The 25596-nt window shown below is 44.0% G+C and carries 29 protein-coding genes; 19 read left to right on the forward strand and 10 right to left on the reverse strand.

Going from position 1 to position 25596, the window contains the following annotated elements; genetic code table 11:
* The first annotated feature begins 382 nt into the window (after positions 1–382).
* The 3 genes from OEV42_09240 (at position 383) to mutY (ending at position 3511) form a co-directional block, all read left to right on the forward strand.
* Positions 383–769: a response regulator gene (locus OEV42_09240; GenBank protein ID MDH3974448.1), complete on the forward strand. Its 387-nt coding sequence runs from the start codon at positions 383–385 to the stop codon at positions 767–769.
* 120 nt (positions 770–889) lie between these two features.
* Positions 890–2425 (forward strand): ATP-binding protein, encoded by a 1536-nt coding sequence (locus tag OEV42_09245; protein ID MDH3974449.1) that lies wholly within the window; start codon positions 890–892, stop codon positions 2423–2425.
* 36 nt (positions 2426–2461) lie between these two features.
* On the forward strand, positions 2462–3511 hold the full coding sequence (gene mutY / locus OEV42_09250) for an A/G-specific adenine glycosylase (protein ID MDH3974450.1): 1050 nt from the start codon (positions 2462–2464) through the stop codon (positions 3509–3511).
* Positions 3512–3714: 203 nt separating this feature from the next.
* Here mutY and OEV42_09255 read toward each other — a convergent pair whose 3' ends face one another.
* Entirely contained in the window at positions 3715–4155 is a 441-nt protein-coding gene (locus OEV42_09255) for a hypothetical protein (GenBank protein MDH3974451.1), read from the reverse strand.
* 775 nt (positions 4156–4930) lie between these two features.
* Positions 4931–5284 (reverse strand): response regulator, encoded by a 354-nt coding sequence (locus tag OEV42_09260; protein ID MDH3974452.1) that lies wholly within the window; start codon positions 5282–5284, stop codon positions 4931–4933.
* Positions 5285–5432: 148 nt separating this feature from the next.
* Here OEV42_09260 and OEV42_09265 point away from each other — a divergent pair, with 148 nt between their 5' ends.
* The 16 genes from OEV42_09265 to OEV42_09340 all read left to right on the forward strand — a co-directional run bounded on the left by OEV42_09265 (position 5433) and on the right by OEV42_09340 (position 21713).
* On the forward strand, positions 5433–5654 hold the full coding sequence (locus tag OEV42_09265) for a hypothetical protein (protein MDH3974453.1): 222 nt from the start codon (positions 5433–5435) through the stop codon (positions 5652–5654).
* Positions 5655–5754: 100 nt separating this feature from the next.
* Complete coding sequence (lysS, locus tag OEV42_09270; GenBank protein ID MDH3974454.1) at positions 5755–7269, forward strand: lysine--tRNA ligase; 1515 nt, start codon at positions 5755–5757, stop codon at positions 7267–7269.
* 1 nt (position 7270) lies between these two features.
* A complete protein-coding gene (locus OEV42_09275; GenBank protein MDH3974455.1) occupies positions 7271–8545 on the forward strand; it encodes a lipoprotein-releasing ABC transporter permease subunit in 1275 nt (424 codons plus the stop codon).
* A gap of 16 nt (positions 8546–8561) precedes the next feature.
* Positions 8562–9740 (forward strand): cyclic nucleotide-binding domain-containing protein, encoded by a 1179-nt coding sequence (locus OEV42_09280; GenBank protein MDH3974456.1) that lies wholly within the window; start codon positions 8562–8564, stop codon positions 9738–9740.
* Positions 9741–9743: 3 nt separating this feature from the next.
* Positions 9744–10421 carry an ABC transporter ATP-binding protein gene (locus OEV42_09285; GenBank protein ID MDH3974457.1) on the forward strand — a complete coding sequence of 226 codons (678 nt, stop codon included), beginning with the start codon at positions 9744–9746 and terminating at the stop codon, positions 10419–10421.
* A gap of 3 nt (positions 10422–10424) precedes the next feature.
* A complete protein-coding gene (gene bamA, locus OEV42_09290) occupies positions 10425–12704 on the forward strand; it encodes an outer membrane protein assembly factor BamA (GenBank protein ID MDH3974458.1) in 2280 nt (759 codons plus the stop codon).
* Positions 12705–12915: 211 nt separating this feature from the next.
* Positions 12916–13437, forward strand: a complete 522-nt coding sequence (locus tag OEV42_09295; GenBank protein MDH3974459.1) for an OmpH family outer membrane protein — start codon at positions 12916–12918, stop codon at positions 13435–13437.
* A 2-nt stretch (positions 13438–13439) separates the two neighbouring features.
* Positions 13440–14474 (forward strand): UDP-3-O-(3-hydroxymyristoyl)glucosamine N-acyltransferase, encoded by a 1035-nt coding sequence (lpxD, locus tag OEV42_09300; protein ID MDH3974460.1) that lies wholly within the window; start codon positions 13440–13442, stop codon positions 14472–14474.
* Entirely contained in the window at positions 14467–14901 is a 435-nt protein-coding gene (fabZ, locus tag OEV42_09305) for a 3-hydroxyacyl-ACP dehydratase FabZ (GenBank protein ID MDH3974461.1), read from the forward strand. Before lpxD ends, fabZ begins: the two co-directional genes overlap by 8 nt.
* 39 nt (positions 14902–14940) lie before the next feature.
* Positions 14941–15708, forward strand: coding sequence for an acyl-ACP--UDP-N-acetylglucosamine O-acyltransferase (gene lpxA, locus OEV42_09310; GenBank protein ID MDH3974462.1), 768 nt, complete (start codon positions 14941–14943; stop codon positions 15706–15708).
* An 18-nt stretch (positions 15709–15726) separates the two neighbouring features.
* Positions 15727–16695, forward strand: coding sequence for a Gfo/Idh/MocA family oxidoreductase (locus tag OEV42_09315; protein ID MDH3974463.1), 969 nt, complete (start codon positions 15727–15729; stop codon positions 16693–16695).
* Positions 16696–16707: 12 nt separating this feature from the next.
* Positions 16708–17529: a UDP-2,3-diacylglucosamine diphosphatase LpxI gene (gene lpxI / locus OEV42_09320; GenBank protein ID MDH3974464.1), complete on the forward strand. Its 822-nt coding sequence runs from the start codon at positions 16708–16710 to the stop codon at positions 17527–17529.
* 14 nt (positions 17530–17543) lie between these two features.
* On the forward strand, positions 17544–18629 hold the full coding sequence (locus OEV42_09325; GenBank protein ID MDH3974465.1) for a DegT/DnrJ/EryC1/StrS family aminotransferase: 1086 nt from the start codon (positions 17544–17546) through the stop codon (positions 18627–18629).
* Between the two features lie 13 nt (positions 18630–18642).
* Positions 18643–19797, forward strand: coding sequence for a lipid-A-disaccharide synthase (gene lpxB, locus OEV42_09330; protein ID MDH3974466.1), 1155 nt, complete (start codon positions 18643–18645; stop codon positions 19795–19797).
* Positions 19798–20084: 287 nt separating this feature from the next.
* Positions 20085–21140: a response regulator gene (locus OEV42_09335; GenBank protein ID MDH3974467.1), complete on the forward strand. Its 1056-nt coding sequence runs from the start codon at positions 20085–20087 to the stop codon at positions 21138–21140.
* Positions 21141–21164: 24 nt separating this feature from the next.
* Positions 21165–21713 carry a DJ-1/PfpI family protein gene (locus OEV42_09340; protein MDH3974468.1) on the forward strand — a complete coding sequence of 183 codons (549 nt, stop codon included), beginning with the start codon at positions 21165–21167 and terminating at the stop codon, positions 21711–21713.
* A gap of 83 nt (positions 21714–21796) precedes the next feature.
* Here the strand turns inward: OEV42_09340 and OEV42_09345 are convergent, their stop codons facing one another.
* The 8 genes from OEV42_09345 to rpsP are packed head-to-tail and all read right to left on the reverse strand — an operon-like array spanning position 21797 to position 25592.
* The gene (locus OEV42_09345; protein MDH3974469.1) at positions 21797–22171 is read right to left on the reverse strand and encodes a YraN family protein; all 375 of its coding nucleotides are present in this window, start codon (positions 22169–22171) and stop codon (positions 21797–21799) included.
* Positions 22168–22821: a ribonuclease HII gene (locus OEV42_09350; GenBank protein MDH3974470.1), complete on the reverse strand. Its 654-nt coding sequence runs from the start codon at positions 22819–22821 to the stop codon at positions 22168–22170. Before OEV42_09350 ends, OEV42_09345 begins: the two co-directional genes overlap by 4 nt.
* Before the next feature lie 17 nt (positions 22822–22838).
* Positions 22839–23186, reverse strand: coding sequence for a 50S ribosomal protein L19 (rplS, locus tag OEV42_09355; GenBank protein ID MDH3974471.1), 348 nt, complete (start codon positions 23184–23186; stop codon positions 22839–22841).
* A gap of 32 nt (positions 23187–23218) precedes the next feature.
* Positions 23219–23809: an RNA methyltransferase gene (locus tag OEV42_09360; protein MDH3974472.1), complete on the reverse strand. Its 591-nt coding sequence runs from the start codon at positions 23807–23809 to the stop codon at positions 23219–23221.
* Complete coding sequence (gene trmD, locus OEV42_09365; GenBank protein MDH3974473.1) at positions 23806–24534, reverse strand: tRNA (guanosine(37)-N1)-methyltransferase TrmD; 729 nt, start codon at positions 24532–24534, stop codon at positions 23806–23808. Before trmD ends, OEV42_09360 begins: the two co-directional genes overlap by 4 nt.
* Positions 24531–25052, reverse strand: a complete 522-nt coding sequence (gene rimM, locus OEV42_09370; GenBank protein MDH3974474.1) for a ribosome maturation factor RimM — start codon at positions 25050–25052, stop codon at positions 24531–24533. The genes trmD and rimM overlap by 4 nt, the downstream gene beginning before the upstream one ends.
* Before the next feature lie 6 nt (positions 25053–25058).
* The gene (locus tag OEV42_09375; protein MDH3974475.1) at positions 25059–25292 is read right to left on the reverse strand and encodes a KH domain-containing protein; all 234 of its coding nucleotides are present in this window, start codon (positions 25290–25292) and stop codon (positions 25059–25061) included.
* A gap of 30 nt (positions 25293–25322) precedes the next feature.
* Complete coding sequence (gene rpsP, locus OEV42_09380; GenBank protein ID MDH3974476.1) at positions 25323–25592, reverse strand: 30S ribosomal protein S16; 270 nt, start codon at positions 25590–25592, stop codon at positions 25323–25325.
* Positions 25593–25596: the final 4 nt, after the last annotated feature.

The raw sequence follows: 25596 nt of genomic DNA on the forward strand, positions 1-25596 counted from the left end.
TCCGATTCTCGAGTTTATTGCCAACTCTGTAGTAGGGCAGGCCGTAAAAAAGGTTAGAATAAGAAAATATCGCACTCATGAAGAATATAACATTTAGGAGTCAGTCGAACTTGGGAAATTGTAGCGAGAAAAAGCCATTTCGAGTCAGGTTTTTTGATTAAATAAGGCGAATATTGAACATATTGAACAAATTTAATCGGGAAATCCGGCCATAAGGGTTTTTTCGCAGTAGAGTCACCCTAAATCCGACAGACTCCTGGCTTGCTTTATTACTTTATTGCAGTCTGTAAAATAAAAAAATTATTTAGCTTTTACTGTCTTTTAAAAAGTGTTATATATTATATTATAAATAGTAGTGCTATCCCGATTAATATAAAAGGTTATGGAAGAGACAAAGAAGAAAATATTGATTATTGATGATGATTTGAGAATGGACAGGATGTTGACCTTTCTCTTTGAATCACAAGGTTTTGAAGTGAAATTTTCTGAAACAGGCAAAAGCGCCATTAGTCTTTTAAATGAATATCGGCCCAATATTATACTCCTTGATCTCTTAATGCCGGAAATGGATGGTTTTGAAGTTTGTGAAAAGATTAAAAAAGATCCACTTTTAAAAGATATCCCTATAATCGTTCTTTCTGCCTTGCCCTATCTTGCCCATAAGGAGCGTGCCTTTTCACTGGGCGCCTGCGAATATATTGAAAAACCCTTTGTTTCTATAAAACTTGTTAATAAGGTAAAAGAAATTATCGAAAAGAATAATTCTTGATCGTTTTTGACTTGTTTACTTCTTTTTTAAATCTTTATTCGCTTTAAAAAGGTTCAACAGACGTCATGTCGATAAACCTTTTACTATCTTTGCAGAAGAAGATTTTATAAGGTTTATTTTATGCCCTCTCTTTCGAACCTGCTTTCTCAAATAAAAAAGGACTGGCTGTTAAATATTGCTATCTTGCTGGTATTTGCCTGTATTATTGCCGGCATGTTCTGGCATGTTTCCAGTCTTGTTTCCCGTGTTTCCAGTTCAGCTGCCTTAAACAATGCAAAGCGTTACCTTGATGTGCTGACGGAATTTCGTACCCTTTATACATCCCACGTCGTTGAAGTCCTTCCCCGGAAGGGTATAGAGGCATCACATAACCTCGATTTGCAAAAGAGCAGCATTCCTTTGCCTGCAACTCTTGCCATGATACTGGATGAAAAAATTGGCAATAAAGTAGATGGTGCAAAAACCAGGCTGTACAGTCCCTATCCCTTTCCCTGGCGAATGAATGAGGGAGGGCTTACAGATGACTTTGCAAAAGAGGCATGGTCCATTCTTTCCGGTAGCAGTAAATCTTCCTTTTACCGGTTTGAAAAAATTGAAGGTAAAGAGGTTCTTCGTTATGCCATAGCTGATGTAATGCGTGAAAGTTGTGTCTCTTGTCATAACAGTTATGAAGGAACACCAAAAAGTGACTGGAAGGTAGGTGATGTGAGAGGTGTTCTCGAAGTTATGCTTCCAATGGATGTGATAACAATGCAGACAAGGAAGAAGGCAAGTGCAACCATATCGGTTTTTACATTCATTGCTCTTCTTGTAATGCTTTTTTTAATCCTCATTATAAGAAAAAATGTGCTCTATAACAGGAACCTGGAGTACGAAGTGGTTAAAAGAACGATGAAGCTGCAAAATGAAATCGACCAATGCGAGATATATGAGGCGGAACTTATTATTGCCAAGGAAGCAGCTGAAAGGGGGAACAAGGTAAAAATCGATTTTTTAAACAGCATTAATCATGAAATACGAACTCCCATGACGCTAATTCTTGGTTTTACAGACCTGCTGGAACTGGAAAAAATGACGGATAGCCAGAAAGACCACCTTAATGAAATTCGCAATTCCTCACTTCAGTTACTTGATATGATCAACAATATGCTTGACTATTCGGAGATAGAAGAGGGGCATATTCAAGTCACACTGGAGAAGGTAAATGTTGTTGATGTGGTAAAAGATTGTGTCAAGATTGTTAAACCGATTGCACGCACATATGAGGTTAGTGTAGATTATAGCGGCCTGCAAGATTGCCATTGTCTCGTAAGGGCGGATTATACACGCCTTAAACAGGTTTTCTTAAATATCATTGTTAATGCCGTTGAGTATAATCGTAAAAACGGTTCTGTTTCATTTAAGTGTGAAAATAGTGGCGGAGAAGGGATTCGCCTAAAGGTAATGGACACTGGCTCCGGTATAAACTATGAAGATCAAGGTCACATTTTCGAACCTTTCATGAGGATTGCCGCCACAACGATAGAGATTCGGGGAACCGGTCTTGGACTCGTTATTTGCAAACGCTTGCTGGAAATGATGGGAGGTTCTATAGGGTTTGAAAGTACTCCCGGTGAAGGGAGTACTTTTTGGGTTGATTTAGAGAGGGCAGAGTAAAGTAGAAGGGATGATGGTAAGGGTTCCCTGAGACATATGTTAAGAACGAAAAGAAATAGTATGTCCTTTGCCCATAAGCTTCTGAACTGGTTTGACGGCTCGGGCCGCAAAGACCTTCCCTGGCAGAGAGACCGCACTTTCTACCGTGTCTGGGTTTCAGAGGTTATGCTCCAGCAGACGCAGGTAAACACTGTAATCCCCTATTTTAAACGCTTTATTTCCCGATTTCCCGACATTTATTCTCTTGCCCGGGCATCCCTCGATGATGTTCTCCATCTCTGGTCAGGCCTCGGTTATTACAGCAGAGCAAGAAACCTTCATAAAACAGCTCAATTAGTCTGTGATTATTATGAAGGAGAGTTTCCCCATGATATTGATAACGTCGTCAGCTTGCCTGGTATCGGGCGCTCTACTGCAGGGGCCATCCTGGCCCTTTCAAAGGGAGAGCGGCAGCCCATACTTGACGGCAATGTAAAACGTGTCCTTTGCCGTTACCATGCTATAGAGGGCAGGCCCGGGCAGACATCAATTGAAAAAAAACTCTGGCAATTAGCTGAAGAACATACTCCCTATGAGCGAATTAGCGAATATACACAGGCTATCATGGATCTTGGCGCCACTCTTTGCAGGAGGCGCAGGCCCCATTGTGGTCTCTGTCCCTTTGAAGAGGACTGCCTTGCCCATGCAAGGGGGGAAGAGGAAAAATATCCGAATAGAAAGTCCTCGGGGAAAATACCGGTGCATGAGTCCGTATTTCTTGTCATCAGGGGAGAAGAGAAACATCTGTTGCTGGAAAAACGCCCACCTGCCGGTATATGGGGAGGACTATGGAGTTTCCCTCAGTTGTCTCATCTAAATGAGATCGATCAATGGTGCGGCAGGGAGGGTTTGCAAATTCTGGAGAAGGAAGCGCTTCCCCCTTTTCGCCACACCTTCAGTCACTTTCATCTTGAGATAAATCCCGTAAAGCTAAAAGTAGTAAAGGCCGACTTAAGAACTGTCAGAGAAGGAGCGTTTCTGCAATGGCATAGTCCTGAAGAGATTGAAAAAATAGGTTTGCCTGCGCCCGTTAAGAAGCTGCTTTAGCTTTAGGATAAAGACTGGCCGGCGATGAACGCGCAGATCGGAAAGGGAGCCCGGATCAAAGGCATTGCCTGCTTTATGTCATGTAATATTTGCAAGAATGGTGATTGAGCTGAACTTATTCTCAAAGGGTTACCTGATAGGGTTCAGTGGAGGAACTTTTTTCCGGCCATGCGATGGGAAGGTAATGAGCTTACGACCTGAATTCAGTTCTTATCCTCATTAAACCTGCTTCGCTTGATCTTCAGGTCTTCCTTATGGTCGGCAAGAAGTTTCAGGCCATTTTCCACGTATTTCCTGGAATTGATTTTGTCCGTTACGTATTGATCGAGAAGTTCCAGCCATTGTTCATGGATTTCACAATGCCCCCCACCATTTGTTTCAGCAAGCGGACAATCGGGGCACCTCTTGTTAGAAACCTCCTTACCGATAATATCATTTTCCCATCTTTTTCGATAATTGGCAGCATGTTTCTCAATCCACTCAATTGCCCGTTCGCCTCTTTCTTCCACGGGGTAGTTGTTAATATGGCCCTCAATTTCTCTTAGCTGTTTTTGTATAAAATCATGATCACTAAAGGCAATTTCTTTTTTGTGGTCGATAAATCGCAGCATGAGGGCGAACATAGAATCATTAATGGTATACATGACGTTCCTCTTTACTTAAATAAAATAAATTTTATCCGCTCTTTCCTCATTCAGAACTCATACTTTCATATTAACAAAGAGAAATGCTATTTACAATTGAAGTAAAAGCCTTGCCCTCCGGGAAGTGTTGTTTTCTATCTGATTCCCCCTGCATATTTGTGAGAGAACAGAGAGGTTTTAATTTCCTAAAATTATTTGACCTTTATTCTTTTATTGCAGTAATACCCGGTATTATAAAGAATTAAAGCTGGAAAGGGCGGTTAGTTCCCCTGGTGTCCGGTTAGGAATTTGCATCAACAATTTCTATTTAGAATGACGCAAAAGAATTGTCATTTCGACTGGGAGATCTCTGATCGGAGCACTCTGTCCGGAGGTCTCTGAGAGGCACAAGGAGAAACCTTTAAGATCTCTCATTACATTCGAGACAAGGGTACTCGTCACTTTGTTCGGGCGTGCTCGAAATGACAATCAACTGTAATTTCCTGACGGGACAATGCCGGGTTAGTTCATGATTTCCGCCGCCGGCAATAAAGAACAAATGCCTGAATATTATTTATGGATATTATTGAATTTCTACCCTGTTTTAATATGATACGCCAGCCTGAAGGGCAGGGGCTATTAAAAAGGGGGGGGGCTTTTAGATAATACGGGCTGCAGGAAGTAAGAATAATGAAATTCTTACTTCCTTTCTGATGCCCTTGATGCAGGGTGAGAGTGAGATTTTTGCTTTACCGGAAATGACGGGCTGTAAAAGCTTTTCATAAAATAAAGGAATCTAGACTGTCAGTTTCATGATTTTATTTAATAATATTTGAGGGTCGTAAGGTTTTTCCAGGTAGTCATCCATTCCTGCATCCAGATATAATTCCTGAATATTCAGACTGCCCGAGATAGCAATTATAGGAAATTCCCTCCCCTCCCGGCGAATCCTCCGGGCTGCTTTACAACCATCCATTACCGGCATTTCTATATCCATGAGACAAAGGTCGTATTTGTTTTTATTGGTAATTGCTTTTTCTACAGCTTCCTGCCCGTTTGAAACCAGATCAAAATCAAACCCCCAGAGCTTCATTAATAAACCGACTGACTGTTGTAACCTTTCGTTGTCTTCAGCAATGAGAACATTCATTTTATACCCCCTGTAAAATGATAGATGTGATTGGAGTGAGACTCCATGTACAAAAGAACAGGAAATTTGACTTTGTGATTATTAAGGTGCAAAATTCACTTTCTTTTCTTAGTTAAAAAAATAGCAGCTTTGATTTTAAAGTCAAGGAATGGAGAAAATAAAAAACAAAATTTTGTGGAAAAACAGAGTTGAAATTGCATATGTAGTTGAAATTAAAAAGAAAGAAAATTTTCTCTTTACTGAAAAAAAGAAGGGATATTTTTATCCATCCGGCTTGCCGGGTAAGAACATATTTAAAGCTCAGGCAGCAGGACTTGAGGGTCCGGCCGCTCTCTGGTGCTGCCCTCTCATAGGGTATCCTGCGAGATAGCTTTTCACCGGGCTTTTCCCTTGACTGTTAAGGCCTTCTGGGATATATTTTAACGCTTTGGATTTTAAGAAACCTTGCAGAGGAAGCCGCCGCTAAAAAGATGGAAGAACTTAACGAACTGATTACACAGAGAAGACAAAAACTTGCCAACCTGAGGGAGGAAAATGTTAATCCCTACCCCAATGATTTCAGGCCCGATGTACTAACAAGTGAAATTTTCGAAAAATATAATCCTCTTGATGGAGAAAAGCTCAGAGAACTCGATGACACTTATTCTCTTGCCGGACGGATTATGGCCAAAAGAGTTATGGGGAAGGCTGCCTTTGTTCATATTGCCGACAGGGAAGGCAAAATTCAGCTTTACCTAAAGCGTGATGCCATAGGACAGGAATCTTATCAGCGCTTCAAGAAATTTGATATTGGTGATTTTATCGGTGTTAAGGGGAGCCCTTTTAAAACGAAAACAGGAGAACTCTCAATTGATGCAAAGGAAATTTCACTGCTTGTCAAGTCCTTAAGGCCGCTTCCTGAAAAATGGCATGGACTGACTGATATTGAAACACGGTATCGTCAGCGATATGTGGACCTTATTGTTAATCCCGAAGTGAAAGACATCTTCAGGAAACGAAGTGAGATTATCCGCCTCATCAGGAACTATCTTACGGAGAGGGACTTTCTTGAAGTTGAAACACCCATGATGCAGCCCATTCCCGGTGGCGCCACGGCTAAACCCTTTACGACCCATCATAATGCGCTCGGTATGGATCTCTATTTGCGTATTGCTCCCGAACTCTACCTAAAAAGGCTTGTTGTAGGAGGGATCGAGAGGGTATTTGAAATAAACAGGAACTTCAGGAATGAGGGGATCTCTCCGCAGCATAATCCTGAATTTACCATGCTCGAGTTCTACCAGGCCTATGCCGACTACGAAGATCTGATGAACCTTTTCGAGGATATGATTTCCAAAGTTGCCTTTGAAATATACGGAACACATATGATCAGCTACCAGGGAACGGAAATAAATCTCAATATGCCCTGGGACAGGCTCACCATGAAAGAGGCCATTCTTCGTCATTCCGATGCAGAGGAAGAGGTATTAACGGACAAGACGAAGGCCTTTGAATATGCAAGGAAGATCGGTCTTGAGCCGGAAGAACGGTGGGGGCTGGGCAAGCTTCTTACGGAGATTTTTGAAGAAGTGGCAGAGCACAAGCTTATACAGCCGACCTTTATTACCGAATACCCGACGGAGGTATCGCCCTTATCGAGGAAGAATGATGAAAACCCCCATATTGTCGACCGCTTTGAACTTTTTATCTATGGCCGTGAGATGGCAAATGCTTTTTCCGAGCTTAACGATCCTATTGACCAGAAGGAGCGCTTCGAAGAGCAGGTGGCCGAAAAGGATGCCGGAGACGAAGAGGCCCACTTTATGGACATCGATTATGTAAGGGCGCTTGAGTACGGCATGCCGCCAACGGCCGGTGCCGGACTGGGTATCGACAGGCTTGTCATGCTGCTTACCGATTCTGCTTCCATCAGGGATGTTCTTTTCTTTCCCCATATGAGGCCTGAAGTGGGACGTAAAACCGCTGACGATCAAGAAGAGGAGTAGAATGTTTCTCCCTTATGAGGTTTTTATCGGTCTTCGATACCTGAAGGCGAAGCGGAAGCAGACCTTCATCTCTATTATTACCTTCATATCCATTGCCGGTGTCATGGTGGGCGTTATGGCGCTCATCGTCGTTCTTGCCGTCATGACCGGTTTCCAGGAAGATTTAAGAGATAAAATTCTCGGCACAAATTCACATATTGTGGTCACACAGTACGGTGAAGGGATGCACGATTTTAACGACGTTGCCGAGAAGGTTGAAAAGGTGCAGGGAATCGTCGCTGCTACGCCTTTTATCTATTCGCAGATCATGCTTACTTCCGAGAATAACGTGTCCGGTGTCGTTGTAAGAGGCATCGATCCCGAGAGGGAAGCTGATGTGACGAAAGTAGGAGAAAATATGGAGGAAGGGAGCCTCACTGATCTAATTTCCAAAGAGGATGCAACTGATGAAAAGGATAAAATCCCCGGAATTATTATCGGAAAGGAACTTTCCCGCATTTTAGGTGTCTTTCTCGGGGAAGAGATTAATATGGTTTCGCCCCTCGGTAACATGACCCCTATGGGCATGGTACCGAGAATGAAAAAATATCGTATTGTCGGTATTTTCGATTCAGGCATGTATGAATACGATACTTCGCTTGCCTACATTTCTATAGAGTCGGCGCAGACCTTTTTCAACATGAAGGACACGGTGACCGGCATTGAAGTGAAGGTGACCGACTTTTTTAATGCCCATCATATTGCAAAAGAGGTAAGGAAGGTACTGGGACACAGATACCTTGTGAGGGACTGGATGCAGATGAACAGGAATATTTTTACTGCTCTTGAAATGGAAAAAGCGGTTATGTTTATTATCCTTCTTCTCATTATTCTTGTTGCCTCATTCAATATAGTAAGCACCCTCATTATGGTGGTCATGGAAAAAGGAAAGGATATCGCCATATTGAAGTCCATGGGGGCCACATCAAGTTCCATAATGAAAATTTTTCTTATCGAAGGGATGGTTATCGGCGTTGTGGGCACTCTTTTAGGGGGGGCAGCGGGTGTTATCCTGTCACTCAATCTTGAAAACCTGCTCATCGCTTTTGAAAAAAGTACAGGCATTAAAATCCTTTCTCCCGAAGTTTATTACCTGGACAAGATTCCTGTCCATGTAAATTATATCGATGTGTTTATGATTATGGCTTCTGCAATTGCCATTACCCTCTTTGCTACGATCTATCCCGCATGGCAGGCATCGAGACTCGACCCGGCAGAAGCGCTCCGATACGAGTAATTTAAGGAGGAGGGGAATGGCTGTAAAGGTGGATGATCTAAGGAAAACCGTTATTGAGTCTTATAAAAAAGGAGACTGGAAAGCTTGCATTACGGCATGCAAGGAACTTCACAAAAGAAACCCAGGTAATGTTGCCATAACGCTTAAGCTGGCCGATGTTTTTTTAAAGAGCAAGCAGAAGGATAATGCTGTTAAGGCCTACCTGATTGCTGCCGAGACCTATAAGAAGAACGGCGACTTTCTTAAGGCTGTTGGCGTGTACAAAATGATCCTTAATTTTGCTCCCGCTTTGAAGGAGATTGAGGCGAAGATAGAGGAACTCTGCTCCGGTAAGGATGAGGAAATGAAGGACAGCTCCCTGCCTCATATTCCACTCCTCTCGGAGCTAAATGAAAAGGAACTGATTGAAGTTGTTAACAGCCTTAAACACCTTCCCTATTCCATGGGAGAGATTATCTGTAAAGATGGTGATGACGGGACCTCTATTTATGTGATTACTGCAGGTGCCGTAAAGGTATTTATTGAAGGTGTGGCAGGAGAAAAGATCGAAATAGCCCAGCTTAAAGAAGGCGACTTCTTTGGTGAGGCGGGTTTTTTTACGGACGGGAAAAGGCATGCATCGGTAATGGCTATCGATGATACGGAACTTCTGGAGATGCGGAAAGAGGATGTTGAAAATATTTGGAAAGATCATCCTCATGTCAAAGAGGTTCTTTCCGAGTTTTATAAAAAAAGAGTTTTAGATAAGCTCCTTGCCGTATCGCCTCTTTTTGGTATTTTATCTGATGAAGACAGAAAATCCATGCTTGCTTCATTCAACTTGAAAAAATATGATGAGGGAAGTGTCGTTATCAGTGAGGGGGAAGAGGGAGATGCCTTTTACATTATAAAAAATGGCAAGGCCGCCGTGACTACCACTGAAGGCGGTGAAAAGGAGATTAAGCTGGCCGAACTCAAGGAAGGTGATTTTTTTGGAGAAGTATCCCTGCTCACAGGCAAAAAGCGGACGGCAACCGTTAAGGCTTCTACTCTGCTTGAAGTTATGGAACTGCCCAAAGGTCATCTTAAAAGGTGTATCGATAAATATCCCAAGGTGGAAGAGACACTTAAAGACTACATGAAGGCAAGGATGGAAGATACGATCAGCACAATTATGGCCCTTAAAAAAATGGAAGCAAAGGAAGGCCTCGTATAATCTATGGCAGGCCCGTTAATAGAATTAAAAGATATAAGCAAATCCTTCGGTAAGGGCTCTGCGAGAGTTGATGTGCTTAACAACATTGATCTTTCTCTGGAAGCCGGTGAAATGGTGGCTGTGCTGGGCGCTTCCGGGGCAGGCAAATCGACGATGCTCCATATCCTGGGAGGGATAGATCGCCCAACATCGGGAAAAGTACTTTATAAAGGTGATGATATATACCGAATGGGAAATGGAAAATTGTCCCTCTTCAGGAACAGGGACCTTGGTTTTGTATTCCAGTCTCATCACCTGCTTCCCGAATTTACGGCCCTTGAAAATGTAATGATGCCTTCCATGATAGCCGGACATGGCAGGAATGAGGCGAGAGAGAAATCCTTGTCCATTCTCGATAAAGTCGGTCTTTCCCACCGTTGGCATCATAAAAGCGGCGAACTCTCGGGAGGGGAGCAGCAGCGGGTTGCCGTGGCAAGGTCTCTGGTCATGAATCCGGCTGTTGTTCTTGCTGATGAACCGACGGGGAATCTTGACAGCAAGACCGGTGATGAAGTGTTTGGATTGATGATGGAACTTAACAGGAATATGGGGATAACCCTTGTTATGGTAACACACAATGAGAAGCTGGCAGCCAGGCTGGGCAGGAAAATAGTGGTCAAGGACGGGAGGATAGCTTCTTAATACGTGAACAGGTATAGGAGTATTATATTTACAAAGATTGTTCTTGTTTTTTTCCTCCTGGGTTCTCCTCTTTTTTTTCCGGCAGATCAGGTTTTTGCTGAAGAGGAGATTATTACAAAGATAGAGGTTAAAGGTAATAAAAGGATCGAGGCTGATGCTATCCTGTCAGTTATTGACAGCAGAGTCGGTGACTACCTTTCGAAAGAGAAGGTTTCTCAGGATATTAAGAACATCTTCAAAATGGGCTATTTCGGCAATGTGAAGGTCGATCTTTCCACGGGTGACCTGGGGCCGTTGCTTACTATCACTGTTGAAGAGCGGCCTTTTATCAGCAGCATTGCCTATGAGGGATGGTCTGAGGTGACGGAAGAGTCTATCAAGGAAGTTGTTCATATCAAGCCCTATACTATTTTCAGTGAAGAAAAGGTTAGGGAAGCAGAGAAGAAGCTTGAAGAACTTTACGAGGAGAAGGGCTTTTTTCTTGCTCACATTTCTCACCGTCTTGAAGTGAAAAATACGGAGACAGTGCTTGTTTTTGATATAAAAGAAGGAAAGAAGGTAAAGATCAAGAGAATCAACCTGCTGGGAAACAAAAAAATGGAAGATAAAAAACTGCTTGCTTTAATGGAGACCAAGGAGGGAGGTTTCTTTTCCTGGTTGACGGAATCGGGCAAATTTGAAGAAGAAACCCTCCAAAAAGACGTTGATTTGCTTACTTCCTTCTACTACAATAACGGTTTTGTCCAGATTAGAATTGATGAACCCAGGATTTTCATGTCTCCTGATAAAAAATGGCTTTACGTGACTATCAGGATTGAAGAAGGTGAACAATTTAGTGTGGGAAAAATAAGCTTTGCCGGAGACCTTCTTGCCGAGCAGGAAGAGGATGCAGATATTCTTGAGAGTATCAGAACCGGCGAGGGCGAAATTTTCAGCAGGGATAATTTAAGAATTGATGTTCTAACGCTGACTGACCGCTTTGGTGATAAAGGCTATGCCTTTGCTAATATATTTCCGAAAACGGATATAGACGAGGAAAAGAAGCTCGTTGATTTAACATTTAATGCAGACAAGGGCCGTCTCGTCAATATTGGCAGGATAAATGTGTCGGGAAATACGAAGACAAAAGACAAGGTTATCAGGCGGGAAATGAAGCTCGATGAGGGGGATATTTATAACGGCAGCGCCCTCAGGAGAAGCAGACAGAGAATATTTAACCTCGGTTATTTTAAAGAGGCTAACGTTAATACAAAACCCTCTGCCGAGCAAGATAAGCTCGATATAGATATTGATATTGAAGAAGGGCCGACGGGAACACTGAGTGTCGGGCTGGGCTATAGCTCTGTTGATGGTCTTGTGGGGATGTTGCAGGTTTCCCAGGGCAACCTTTTTGGACGCGGTCAAAAACTGAGTGTAAACGCAGAAAAAGGGGGCGAGAGCAGCAGCTATTCCATCAGTTTTACCGAGCCCTACCTCTTTGATTCTCCCTTTTCAGCCGGTATTGATCTCTTTGATAACAGCAGAGAATATGATGAGTATAAAGCATCGAGAAGGGGCTGGGGATTAAGAACGGGACGTGCCATAGGTGAATATAGCAGGGTGAGTCTTAGTTACAGCTTTAAGGATGTAAGTATTACAGATGTCGCTCCTACTGCACCGCAGGAATACCGGGATTACAGAAATAAAAAAACAAGTTCCATAGGGCTGACTGTCAAGAAAGATACAAGGGACAATTATATGAACCCTACTGAAGGGAGTGAAAACTCTCTCTTTATTGAGTATGCAGATACTTTTGGAGGGGATACCTATTATTACAAGACGATTGTCAACTCAAGTTTCTTTTTTCCTTCTTTTTCTGATGATGTCATCATGGTTCATGGAAGAATCGGTTACGCCGGGGGACTAAAGGGACAGCCCCTTCATATCGATGAAAAGTTCAGACTTGGCGGCATCAATACGCTCAGGGGCTTTGACTACCGGTCGGTAGGTCCGAAGGAAGATAGTATTGTTGTCGGCGGGAATAAGGTGCTCCTTTTTAATATAGAATATGTTTTTGACATTGCAAAGGATGCCGGTTTGAAAGGACTCTTCTTTTATGATGCCGGTAATGCTTATAGTGATGATGAGAATTACGATATCGGGAACTTGCGTGAAAGTGTGGGATATGGATTCCGCTGGTATTCACCTGTAGGCCCCTTAAGACTTGAGTGGGGTAAGGTCATTGATCCTGAGCCGGGAGAGAAAGATAGCCAGTGGGAATTCTCAATCGGCACTTTCTTTTAGTCAATGAAAGGCATCTTCTGTGCTATTTGTGCGTGAAATTAAAATGGGCTAATGAAGAGAAACGGTAAAAGCCTGCTTTTGTAAAGATACTTATCCCCCTCCCGCAGGAGGGACTGAAAATAGTTTGCCTTAAGGAAGTTAATAAAAGCCCTCTTTTGCCGGGTCAGGCCGGTATAAGAGCAGGAATTAAATAAACGATAAGGAGTTGGAAGTGAAGAAATTTTTTTCAATAGTCATTACCTCTTTTTTAATTGGAAATGCATCCTATGCAATTGCAGATAAGATCATTAAAATTGGTTACGTTGATATGCAGGAGGCCCTCAATGTTTCCGAAGCCGGAAAAAAAGCGAAGGATGTTTTTAAGGGCGAAGTTGACAGGATGCAGAAAGATCTGGACAAACAGCAGGCAGATCTCAAAAAGATGAATGAAGAGCTTGAGAAACAGGCTTTTCTTTTAAGTGAAGAAACAAGGGCCAAGAAGGAAAAAGAGTACCAGGAAAAACTAAAAAACTTTAAACGCTTTTACCAGGATTCTCAGGAAAAACTCCAGGAGAAAGATGCCCAGTTAACGAGAAAAATTATTATTGATTTAAGAAAAATTATTGAAGAAATGGGTAGCGCACAGGGTTACACTCTTATTTTTGAAAAGAATGAGAGCAGTCTCCTTTATGCTGATAAGGGTGTAGACCTTACTAATGAAGTGGTAAAAAAATATAACGCAAAGAAAAAATAATATTGGCAGTTAAACTTAAAGATCTTGCAGCTTCTGTTGAAGGAAAGCTGTCCGGTGATGGCGAGCTGGAAATCAGAGGTGTCGCCGCACTCAATGACGCTCCCCGGGGAACGATAAGTTTCCTGGCGCGATCAAAGGATGAAGCTTTCCTTACACAAAGCAGCGCATCGGCATTTGTTGTGCCTCAAGGCGTTTCTCCGGAGGGTATTAACTGTATAGAAGTTAAAAACCCTGCCCTTGCCTTTGCTTCTATTGCAGAAATATTTCATCCCAGACCTGCTCCGGGAGGAATTCTTCCGGGATCAGTAATAGAAAAAAATGTTGTTACCGGCAAAGACCTTACCATTTACCCTAATGCTTATATTGATGAAGGGGCCCGGCTTGGAGACAGGGTAATCATTTACCCCGGAGTATATATAGGCGCCGATGTTGTTATTGGTGATGATACTCTTATTTACCCTAATGTCGTTGTTATGGAGGGAACGGAAATCGGCAGCAGGGTCATTATTCATGGGGGAACGGTGATCGGCAGTGACGGTTATGGTTTTCAATGGGACGGCAGCAAACACAGGAAAATTCCTCAGGTCGGCAAGGTCATTATCGGTGATGATGTCGAAATAGGCGCAAACTGCGCTATCGACAGGGCGGCGCTTAGCAAGACAGAAATCAGAAAAGGCGCAAAGATAGATAATCTCGTTCATATCGCGCATAACTGCATTATTGGTGAAGATTCACTTCTTGCAGGGCAGGTCGGTTTTGCCGGCAGTGTTGAGGTTGGAAAAGGGGTTATGATGGCAGGCCAGGTAGGGGTGTCAGGACATCTTAAAATAGGAGATGGCGTTATCCTGGGGGGGAAATCAGGGGTAACGAAAGATCTTGAGGCAGGCGCCAGGGTGACAGGTTATCCGCCCCTTCCTCACAGAGACTGGCTGAGAGTACAAAAAAAACTTGAAAAACTTCCTGAAATGAGCAGACAGCTTAAAGAGGCGCTGGAGAAAATAGATAAACTGGAAAAAATGGAGAATGAGGATGCTTGATATTAATGAAATTATGAAAAACCTGCCCCACAGATACCCTTTTCTTCTCGTGGACAGAGTAGAGGAGCTGGAGGTCAACAAAAAGATTTCAGCCATAAAAAATGTAACCATTAATGAACCCTTTTTCCAGGGCCACTTTCCGGGTCATCCCGTTATGCCCGGAGTACTCATTATTGAAGCGATGGCCCAGGTGGGAGGCGTTCTTGCCTACCGGTCTCAGCCTGATACAGAGGGGAAAATTGTTTATTTCATGGGGATTGATAATGCAAGGTTCCGTAAGCCGGTAGTCCCCGGTGACCAGATCCGGTTTGTACTCGAAGTAACCAGGCAAAGACGTAATATCTGGACTTTTAGGGCTGAAGCATTTGTAGATGATACGCGCGTTGCCGAGGCTGATATTATGGCAACCATTGTTGATGAAAATTAACATTAAAACTTTTTATACTCAAATGGATTAAGACACTCTATGATTCACAAAACGGCTATCATTTCACCAGGAGCCCAAATTGATAAAAATGTAGAAATCGGTCCCTACGCTATTATCGGTGAAGGTGTTAAAATCGGATCAGGCACCGTTATAGGCCCTCACGCACATATTGCCTGCAATACGGAGATAGGCAATAATAATAAGATTTCACATTCCGTATCCATTGGCGATGAGCCTCAGGATATAAGTTTTCAGGGCCAGCCAACCTTTGTCAGGATCGGTGATGGAAACACTATCAGAGAGTTTGCTACTATTCACAGGGCGACAAAAGAGGGGACTGCTACAACAGTAGGCAACGACAACTACATCATGGCTTATGCGCATCTGGGCCATGATGCGCAGGTGGGTAACAGGACTATTCTCTCCAATGGAGTCGGAATCGCCGGGCATGTACATATTGACGACAAGGCTATACTCTCTGCCTATGTTGTCGTTCACCAGTTCTGCAGGATAGGCGGCATGGTCATGATCGGGGCGCTTACCAGGGTGACACAGGATGTTTTGCCTTATACCCTTGTTGAAGGAAGCCCTGCCGCCACTCATGGATTAAACGTTATCGGTCTCAGGAGAAACGGGATGTCTTCCGAAATGAGGCAGAAAATAAAACGTTCTTACAAGATCCTTTGCAGGGAAAAGTTGTCCGTTGAAAATGCAATTAACAAGATAAAGAATGAACTGGAACCTTCGGAAGAAATTAATGGCCTCATCGACTTTGTCAAGGCATCTAAAAGAGGATTTATCAGGTAAGGAAAGGGAGGTTTGATTGTGGATAAAAAAATCAGGGCCGCTGTTGTCGGCACAGGCCATATGGGGCAGTATCATGTGGCGCTATATTCGGAAATGAATGATGTAGACCTTGTTGGTGTTGTAGATACATCGAAGGAGAGGGCAACCCGTATTTCAGAAAGGTATAATACCGTCGCTTATACTGATTGCAATATGATTTATGATGAGGTTGATGTTGTTACCATTGCCGTGCCTACGTCGCTCCACCACGAGGTGGCAAAGCCTTTTCTGGAGAGAGGTGTTCATGTTTTGCTGGAAAAGCCCATAGCCAATACACTTGAAGAGGCGACAGAACTTTTTGAACTGGCAAAAAAGAATAATGCCCATTTGCAGATTGGTCATGTAGAGCGTTTCAATGGCGCCGTGCAGGAAATTAAAAAGATTATAAAAGATCCGCTGCTTCTTGAATTCAGAAGGGTCGGACCTTTTACCGGAAGGATTGCCGATGCAGGTGTTGTCATGGATATTATGATTCATGATATTGATATTGCGCTTAACCTCATTGATTCAAAAGTAAAAAAGCTCAATGCTGTCGGAGGTAACGCCTTTACCGATATGGAAGATTTTGCCAACTGCCAGCTTCTCTTTGAAAACGGTTGTATGGCAAACTTTATTTCCAGCAGGGTGACACAGGAAAAGATCCGTACCATGTCCCTTTCTCAAAAGGATGCCTATGTGTTTCTTGACTTTAACGAGCAGGATGTTCAGATTCACAGGCAGGCATCATCGGACTACTTTATGACGACAGAAGAACTCAAATACAGGCAGGAATCGCTGATTGAGAGAATCTTTGTCCATAAAGGAAATCCTTTGAAGCTGGAAATCACCCATTTTCTTGATTGTGCAATGCGAGGCGCTGAAAGGCATATCTCGGCGGAAAGCGAATTAAGGTCGCTCAAAATTGCGCTGCGGGTACTTGATCAAATCAAGAACATTTCTGCTGCATAGACAGCTTGCTCGATGGGTGAGAGATTTGCGCTAATTGCCGGAGGGGGTGAAATTCCGGCCATACTTGCCAGAGCTGCAAAGGATAAAGGGGCGTCTTTTGTGGCCGTCAGTCTGACGGAGGCGGCTATTGCGCCGCTTGAAGGCCTTGCAGAATGTGTGCATAGCCTTAGCATTGGTCAGGTCGGCAAGATTATCAGGACAATCAAGAAAGCGGGAATCAATAAGGTTGTTTTCATTGGGAAAGTAAGAAAAGACCTGCTTTTTGAGAAGATAAGGTTTGATTTAAGGGCTGTTAAACTTCTTTCTTCCTTGAAAAATCGTAATGATGATACCATAATGCTTGCCCTTGTTCGCGCCTTTTACGACGAAGGAATCGAGGTGCTCGATCAAACGGCTTACCTTAGGGATTTGATGCCTGCCGAAGGTGTGCTTACAAAAAGAAAGCCCTCCAAAAAGGAATGGCTCGATATCCGTTATGGAATGGTGATGGCAAAGAGAAGTGCCTCTCTTGATATCGGCCAGACTGTTATTGTAAAGGACCAGGCTATTATGGCCGTTGAGGCCATTGAGGGGACTGACGAAGCTATAAAAAGGGGCGGCCTGCTTTCAAAAAAAGGGGGCGCTGTTGTTGCCAAAGTGGCAAAGCCCGATCAGGATCCCCGCTTTGATGTGCCTACCGTTGGAAAGAAAACTCTCGAATCTATGAGAGAGGCCGGCATAACCGTTTTGGCCATCGAGGCGGAGAAGACACTTTTTGTTAACATGGATGAAGTTATCAGAGATGCCGATGTATCCGGAATATCGATAGTATCATACAAATTGGAGGAATATTAAAGTTGAAGATACAAATGGTTGACCTGAAAGGTCAGTATAAAGAAATCAAGGGAGAGATCGATGCTGCATTGGCCGGTGTTTTTGATTCTGCCCTGTTTATTCTCGGGCCCAATGTAAGGGCCCTTGAGGAAGAAGTTGCCGACTACTGTGGTGTGAAGCACGCCGTCGGTGTGGCATCGGGAACGGATGCCCTTCACCTCGCCGTCAGGGCCCTTGGAATTGGCCCTGGTGATGAGGTTATTACTACGCCCTTTACGTTTATTGCAACGGCAGAATCAATTGCTTATGTGGGCGCTGTTCCCGTTTATGTCGATATTGAACCTCATACCTTTAACATCGATGTTAAGCAGATTGAAGCGGCCATAACGGATAAGACAAAGGCAATTATGCCGGTCCATCTCTTTGGTCAGCCTGCTAATATGAATGCTATCATGGAAATTGCAAAAAAACATGGTCTTAAAGTCATCGAGGACTGCGCACAGTCCTTCGGCGCCGATTATAAAGGCAAAATGACCGGTTCCATTGGTGAGGCGGGCTGTTTCAGCTTTTTCCCGAGCAAGAACCTTGGTTGTTACGGCGATGGTGGCATGATTACAACCAATTCAGATGAACTGGCCCAGGAGATTAAAACGCTTAGAAATCATGGCAGCAAGGTTAGATACTATCATCATGAAATTGGTTACAATAGCCGCCTCGATGAGTTTCAGGCAGCCATTTTGAGAGTCAAACTAAAAAGAATTAATGACTACAATGACGGTAGGCGCAGAGCGGCTCATCACTATAACAGCCGCCTTGAGCCGCTTGGTTTAACTGTCCCACATGAAGATGGCCGGGGCAAGCATGTATTTCATCAATATACACTTCTTTCCCACCGCAGGGATGATATACACAAGGCTTTGACAGAAGCAAAAATAGCATCGGCAATTTACTATCCTGTTCCATTGCATCAGCAGGAGGTATTTAAGGATGTTTGTGAAGGTATTTCTCTCCCTGTGACGGAAGATGTTGCAAAAAGATGTCTTTCCCTGCCCATGTATCCCGAGCTTGGTGAAGCAGAGGTTGAGCAAATTGCCGACCTTATTAAAGAAGCTTTAACGTAATTACCTTTGAAGGATGCCGGACCAGACTAAAGTGATGATCGTCGCCGGAGAAGCCTCCGGCGACCTGCACGGTTCCAACCTTATCAGGGCAGTTCACGAAAGAGACGGTAACATTGCCTTTTTTGGTGTAGGTGGTCCCGGGATAAAAGAGACCGGTTCTGAAATACTGGTTGACGCGGCCGAACTGGCCGTTGTGGGAATATCCGAGGTGATTCCCAATGCCGGAAAAATATTGGGCGCCCTTAAGCTTTTAAAAAAGAAATTAATAGAAGAACGTCCCTCCCTCCTCGTTCTCATCGATTTTCCCGATTTTAATCTCATGTTGGCCAAACATGCAAAAAAGGCCGGTATTCCTGTTCTTTATTACATCAGCCCGCAGGTCTGGGCATGGCGGAAAAAAAGGGTTAACAAGATTGCCAAGCTTGTTAACCGAATGGCCGTAGTTTTTCCTTTTGAAGTCGATTTATACAAAAAGGCTGGTCTCCATGCCCGATTTGTAGGCCACCCGCTTATTGACGCCGTCAAGGTATCAGGTGATAGGGAAAACCTTAGAAAAAAGTTTGGAGTAGGGGAGGGGAAACGGGCTATCGGCCTTTTACCGGGAAGTCGTGGAAAGGAAATAAAAAGCCTTCTCCCTGCCATGCTTGAATCTGCCGAAATTATGGCGTCCAGATCTCCCGAATTCCGCTTTCTGCTGCCTGTGGCGCATACCCTTGACAGAAAACTTATTGATGAGCATCTGTCATTGTACAATGTTCAGGTCAAGGTTGTTGAAGGGGAGACTTATGAAGTTATGAAAGCCTGCGATGCGGCATTTATCGCTTCAGGAACGGCCTCTCTGGAAGCAGCCGTCATCGGTACTCCCATGGTCGTTGTCTACAGCGCCTCTCCGTTGACCTATTTTATAGGCAAACTCCTCGTTCTGAAAAATATTAAATTCTTTTCCCTCCCCAATATTATTGCAGAAAAGCAGATTATTCCTGAGTTGCTTCAGGATGATGCCAATGCAGGCCGTATGGTTGAGGAGATGTTCGGTATCCTTTATGGTAAAGGAATTTATGAGCAGATGCTAGTTGACCTCAATGAGGTGAGAGAAAAGCTGGGTGGCGAGGGCGCATCAAAAAGAACGGCTGACCTGGTCATTGAAATGATCAGGGAAGGCCTATAAGTTAGAATCAAAAAAAGCTGTAATTCCATCCCTTCCTGTCCCATAGCGTTTACGCTCCCATTTTCAATCCCGAAGGGGTACAGTTCTCCGGGAGTGAAGCTCTTTCCCCTTTCATGCTCTGCTGTTTCCGGCGGGGTCTTTGAATATTTTCCTGAAGATTAATCTCACAATACTATCGCTCACAGAGAAATAAGCTTTATCTGCATCTCGTGATTTTGATTCTGTTATACTTTTCTTATGAAATTATTGAGACATAAAAAGTTCATTTCAACGGGTTTCGTTCTAATATGCCCATAAATAAAAAAATTCTCCTTGTTGATGATGAAAAGCTGGTTCGTGCCATGATAGCAGATGAACTTGTCTCTTTGGGCTACCGGGTATGGCAGGCTGCCAGCGGTAATGAAGCGCTTGAGATCGTTAAAGAGAGATTGCCCGATGCCGTAATACTGGACATTGTTATGCCGGGCATGGATGGCTATGAAGTCTGCACCCTTTTGAAGGGTGTCAAAAGAACGAAGCATATTCCTGTGGTTATGCTGACAGGACTTAGTGATAAGGAATCGAAGCACAAGGGGCTTGAGGTGGGCGCCATCGATTTTCTAAACAAGCCTGTTGATATGCTCGAGCTTTCCATAAGGCTCAGAAATATTCTTAAAATCAAGGAGTATAATGATCTCTTGAAAGATTACAGTGAGAGGCTGGAAAAAGAGGTTGGAGCCAAGACAAAAGAGTTGAAGACCTCTTTTATCGATACTATTTACAGGCTCACACTTGCTGCCGAACACAAGGATAAATGCACGGCCTCTCATTTGAAAAGAGTTAGCCATTATACAGCCTTTCTCGCCTCGTCTCTTGGCATGACAGCTAAAGAAAGGGAGGTAATTTTTCATGCAAGTCCCATGCATGATATCGGAAAAATTGGTATTCCTGATAGAGTCTTGCTTCATCCAGGCAGACTTAGCCTGGAAGAGTTTGAACTTATGAAAAAACATACCACCATAGGTGGGAAAATATTGGGAGGTTCTGATTCTCTCTACATAAAATCGGCCTATAACTTTTCCCTTTGCCACCATGAACACTGGGATGGCACCGGCTATCCTAACAGGCTGTCCGGTGAAAATATTCCCATTGAAGGAAGAATTATGCTGGTAGCCGACAGGTATGATGCGCTCCGCAGCCCGAGACCCTATAAAGAAGCATTTTCTCATAAGTTTTCCATGAAGGCCCTGAGCGAAGTTTCCGGCAGGTCCTCTTCAAAGCATTTTGATCCCCGTATATATGAGATATTTCTTGAAAATGAAAAGGTTTTTTCAGATATATACGATGAATATCATGAATTGTAACTATAATTATGAGGGAGGTTAAAAATGAATAGAGTTCTTGTCATCCTTGCGCCGGGCTTTGAGGAAGTAGAGGCATTCGGTCCCGTTGATATGCTGAGACGGGCAGGCGCCGATGTCACAACGGCTGGAACGGTAGATGGCGTTATTGTCGGCAGAAATGATATAAAGGTGCTGGCCGATGAATCACTGGACCATGCCATGAATGATGAGTTTGATATGATTATTCTGCCCGGCGGGTCGGGAGGGACAGAAAATATGATGAATGATGAGAGGGTAAGAAGGATCATTGAACATCATGATGAAGAGGGTAAATATATTACGGCCATCTGTGCTGCACCTACCGTATTGGCTAATATTGGCATAACCAGGGGAAAGACCATTACCAGTCATCCTTCCGTTATGAACCAGTTCAGGCATGAAACCTACAGTGAAGACCGTGTCGTTATTGATGGAAATATTATTACAAGCAGAGGGCCCGGTACGGCGCTGGAGTTTGGTTTAAAGCTTGTGGAAATTCTTGTGAGCAGGGAAAAGGCAGAGGAAGTCAATAGTGGTGTAATGGCAAAACTTTAATTCCTCATGTGAGTATTAATGAGAATCCGCCTTAAATAATGGGGGAATGAAAACGATGAGGACATTGCATTATAATTGCCGGATTAATAATAAGGCAGGTCAAATGCGTTTGTGATAACTTCCGCCACCATCTCACGGCCATCTCTTGCAAGTACGGAGACGACATCGATTCTTGCGGCATGGTTTGTAAGCTTCTTCCTGTTCATATAATGCTGGGCCGTTTTGGCGATCTGAATCTGTTTTCTTTTGTTTACTGCTTCGGCAGGGATGCCGAATATTTCGTTCCGTCTTGTTTTGACCTCGACGAATACAAGTGTTTTTTTATGGTAGGCAATAATGTCGACTTCACCGAGGGGAGAACGGTAATTTATCTCTTCTATCCTGTAACCCTTCTTTTTGAGAAACTCGGAAGCAAAGGCCTCGCCCTGCTTGCCCAGTGACAGTCTTTCCCGGGTCACTTTACATGCTCCTTAACGCCTGCAAAACTTTTGCGGTGTGCTGAAACAGGTCCGCAGGAAGCGATGGCCTCCCTGTGGGTTTTTGAGCCGTATCCCTTGTGGGAAGCAAAGCCATAGGCGGGAAATTGCTTGTCCAACTCAACCATGAGACGGTCTCTCGTAACCTTGGCAATGATGGAGGCCGCTGCTATCGATATGGAGCGGGAATCCCCTTTCTTGATTGCTTCCTGGGGAATATCCTTTTTGATCGTATTAATGCCGTCGATGAGGAGATAGTCGGGAGTAATGGAAAGACTGTCTACGGCCCTTTTCATGGCCTTAAGTGTTGCCTGAAGGATGTTAATCTCATCAATTTCATCAGCCTCAGCTTTGCCGACGCCGACAGCCAGCGCTTTTCCCATGATTTCAGTAAAGAGTTTATCTCTTTTTGCTTCGGCAAGTTTTTTCGAGTCGTCGACGCCGGGGAGATCTACCCCCCGGGGGAGAATAACGGCTGCAGCAACGACGGGCCCGGCAAGAGGGCCACGGCCTGCCTCATCGATACCGGCAATGGAATAGCAGCTTTTAGCGTAAAGCCTTCGTTCATAAAAAAAGAGGTCACTTTCATCGTTATCTGAAAAGAGTGACCTCTGTTTTTGTATATCAACCATAGCCCGATAGGAGGGTTTTAGAAAGTTCTTTTTTCCTTAATCCTTGCTGCCTTACCGGTACGTTCCCTGAGATAGTAGAGACGAGATCGTCTTACGTGACCCTTGGTGACGACTTCAATTTTGGCAATCCTTGTTGAGTGAAGAGGGAAGGTTCTTTCTACTCCAACGCCGGAAGCAATCTTTCTTACAGTGAAGTTGGCCCTGTTGCCGCCACTTTTTTTCCTGATAACAGTACCTTCAAAAACCTGGATTCTTTCTTTGTTTCCTTCCTTGATTTTTGCGTGAACCTTTACCTTGTCACCTGACTTGAAGTCAGGGATATCATCCCTTAACTGTTCCTGTTCAATCTTGTCAATGATATTCATTAGTGCTTCCTCCTGATTAATTATCCTAAGTATTATCGATTCCCTAATAATCTGTCAATAACGATGGCTGCTGCTGTTCTTACCGACAGGTGATTATAATTGCCATTGCATTTTACCGGTTCAAGGATATGGTCCACTTCCCGTAAAATATTATCACTAAGTCCCCAGGCTGTTCCGAGAATAATGAGCTGAGGTCTGTCGTTACATTCTATTGTCTCTCTTGCATTAACAAAGGAGAGGCGCTTATTTTTGTAACGCTCTTTTTCGAGAGCAGTCGTTGCTAAAAGCCCGGGCTCTTTGCCCTGCTCCCCTTCAATTCGCCGGACTGCGCTTTTGAGGTCCTTTACGATGCTGACGAGACTAAGAGCGCTGCCCCTGTCGAAGTTATAGCTCGAACCATACCCTTCGAGCCAGTGGCTGCATATCTTTTTTACAAGTTCAGCCTGCTCTTCGTCCGGTGTTACGATAAAGTATCCTGCAAGGGAGTAAGTTCTTGCCAGCCTTGCTATGTCATGTATATCGAGATTTGTTACGGCTGAAGTAACGACCTCTTTATTCCTGTTGTAAACGGGGTAGTGAAGAAGGGCCACATAGACTTTGGACGGGTTCCCTTCATTTTTCAATCTTCTTCCCCTTTTTCAATCTCTGCAATAAGCTTAAGATCTTCCTTGCCAAGAGTTGACCTGTCAATTAGGTCAGGTCTTACTAATAGCGTTTTTTTCAGGGCCTCTTTTCTCCGCCAGAGCCTGATGGCTTCATGGTTGCCCGATGTGAGTACCTCTGGAACCTCTTCTCCCCTGAAGCTTTTGGGTCTCGTATAATGGGGGTACTCAAGTAAATCCCAGGAAAATGACTCTTCCGCCGCTGAATCTTCACATCCCAAAACACCGGGAAGCAGTCTGGCTACTGAATCTATAATAGCCATGGCGGCAATCTCTCCGCCGGTCATGACAAAATCACCGATGGAAAGTGTCTCATCGACGTACTTGTTAACCCGTTCGTCTATTCCTTCGTATCTGCCGCAGACAAGAACAATGTGACTCTCTTTTGAAAGCCGCTTTGCCTCATTCTGGTTAAAGGTCTTGCCGGCCGGTGAAAGAAGAATAACTTTCCCCCTTTCCCCTTTTACCGCTTCGATCGCTTCAGCGACAGGGTCGGGTTTCATCACCATGCCGCTTCCACCGCCGTAGGGCGTGTCATCGACAACATGGTGTTTGTCGTGCGTATAATTCCTGAGCTGATGAAGGCCAACTTGCAGCTGACCCTTCTCTGTTGCTCTTTTCAGGATAGAATCACCAAGTGGTGATTCAAACATACCCGGAAAGAGGGTGATTACATCAAACTTCATAAGCCTTCGATCATATTTTCGAGAGGCTCTATGAGCATCTTCTTATTTTCCAGGTCTACCGCTTTAACGACTTCCCTCGTTACGGGAATGAGGTTTTCCACTTTCCCCTTTTTAACAACGAGAACATCGTTGCTGCCTGTGGGGAAGACATCTTCAACGGCGCCTACAATAAGGCCGTCAACCGTTTCCACTTCAAGGCCGATAAGCTCATACCTGTAATACTCACCCTTTTCGAGAGGTTCCAGATATTTCTTTTCAATATAAAGCTCGCCCCTTGCTATCTCTTCCGCTTTGTCCCGGCTATCAATTTCCTTTAAGCCGAGAATAACCATGTCCCCGTGAAAACCGGCGCTCTCCACATGAAGGGGCCTGAGGGAGGACGATTCCAGTTTGAGATAGAGAATTTGAGCATCATTAAAAATCTCAGGTGATTCGGCATAGGAGTAAACTTTCAACTTGCCCCTTATGCCGTGTGGTTTCGTTATCTTTCCAATGAGGAGAAGATCTTCAGCAGACACTCAAGGTTATTCCATTATCTTTAGCAGGTTATGGCTGTCAGTCTTGGTTGACGCAACGCTGAGAATGGCTCTTATCGCTTTCGCCGTTTTGCCGTTCTTGCCGATAACCTTGCCAAGATCACTTTTATCGACGGAAAGGTTCAGTATTGCTCCCCTTTCATCTTTAACCTCGTCGACAAGAACCTTGTCAGGATTATCGACGAGCGCTTTTGCTATATATTCTACCAGCTCTTTAGACATTCCGTTGCCGCAGAGAAAGCCCCGGCTTGATTAAGCCTTGGCTTCCTTCTTAAAAGTTTCGAGAATTCCGGCTTTGTCGAGCAGTGATTTTACCGTCTCTGTCGGCTTTGCGCCTGTTTTTAACCACTTAAGCGCCACCTCAGCATCAAGTTCTACCGCAGCAGGTTCTACGTTTGGATCGTAAGTTCCTACCTTTTCAATAAACCTGCCGTCTCTCGGGGCTTCAGAGTCAGCAACGACAACCCTGTATACAGGCTTTTTATTTCTGCCGCCCCTGGCCAGTCTTATTCTTACTGCCATAAAT

Source organism: Deltaproteobacteria bacterium (assembly GCA_029860075.1).
Lineage (GTDB): Bacteria > Desulfobacterota > JADFVX01 > JADFVX01 > JADFVX01 > JAOUBX01.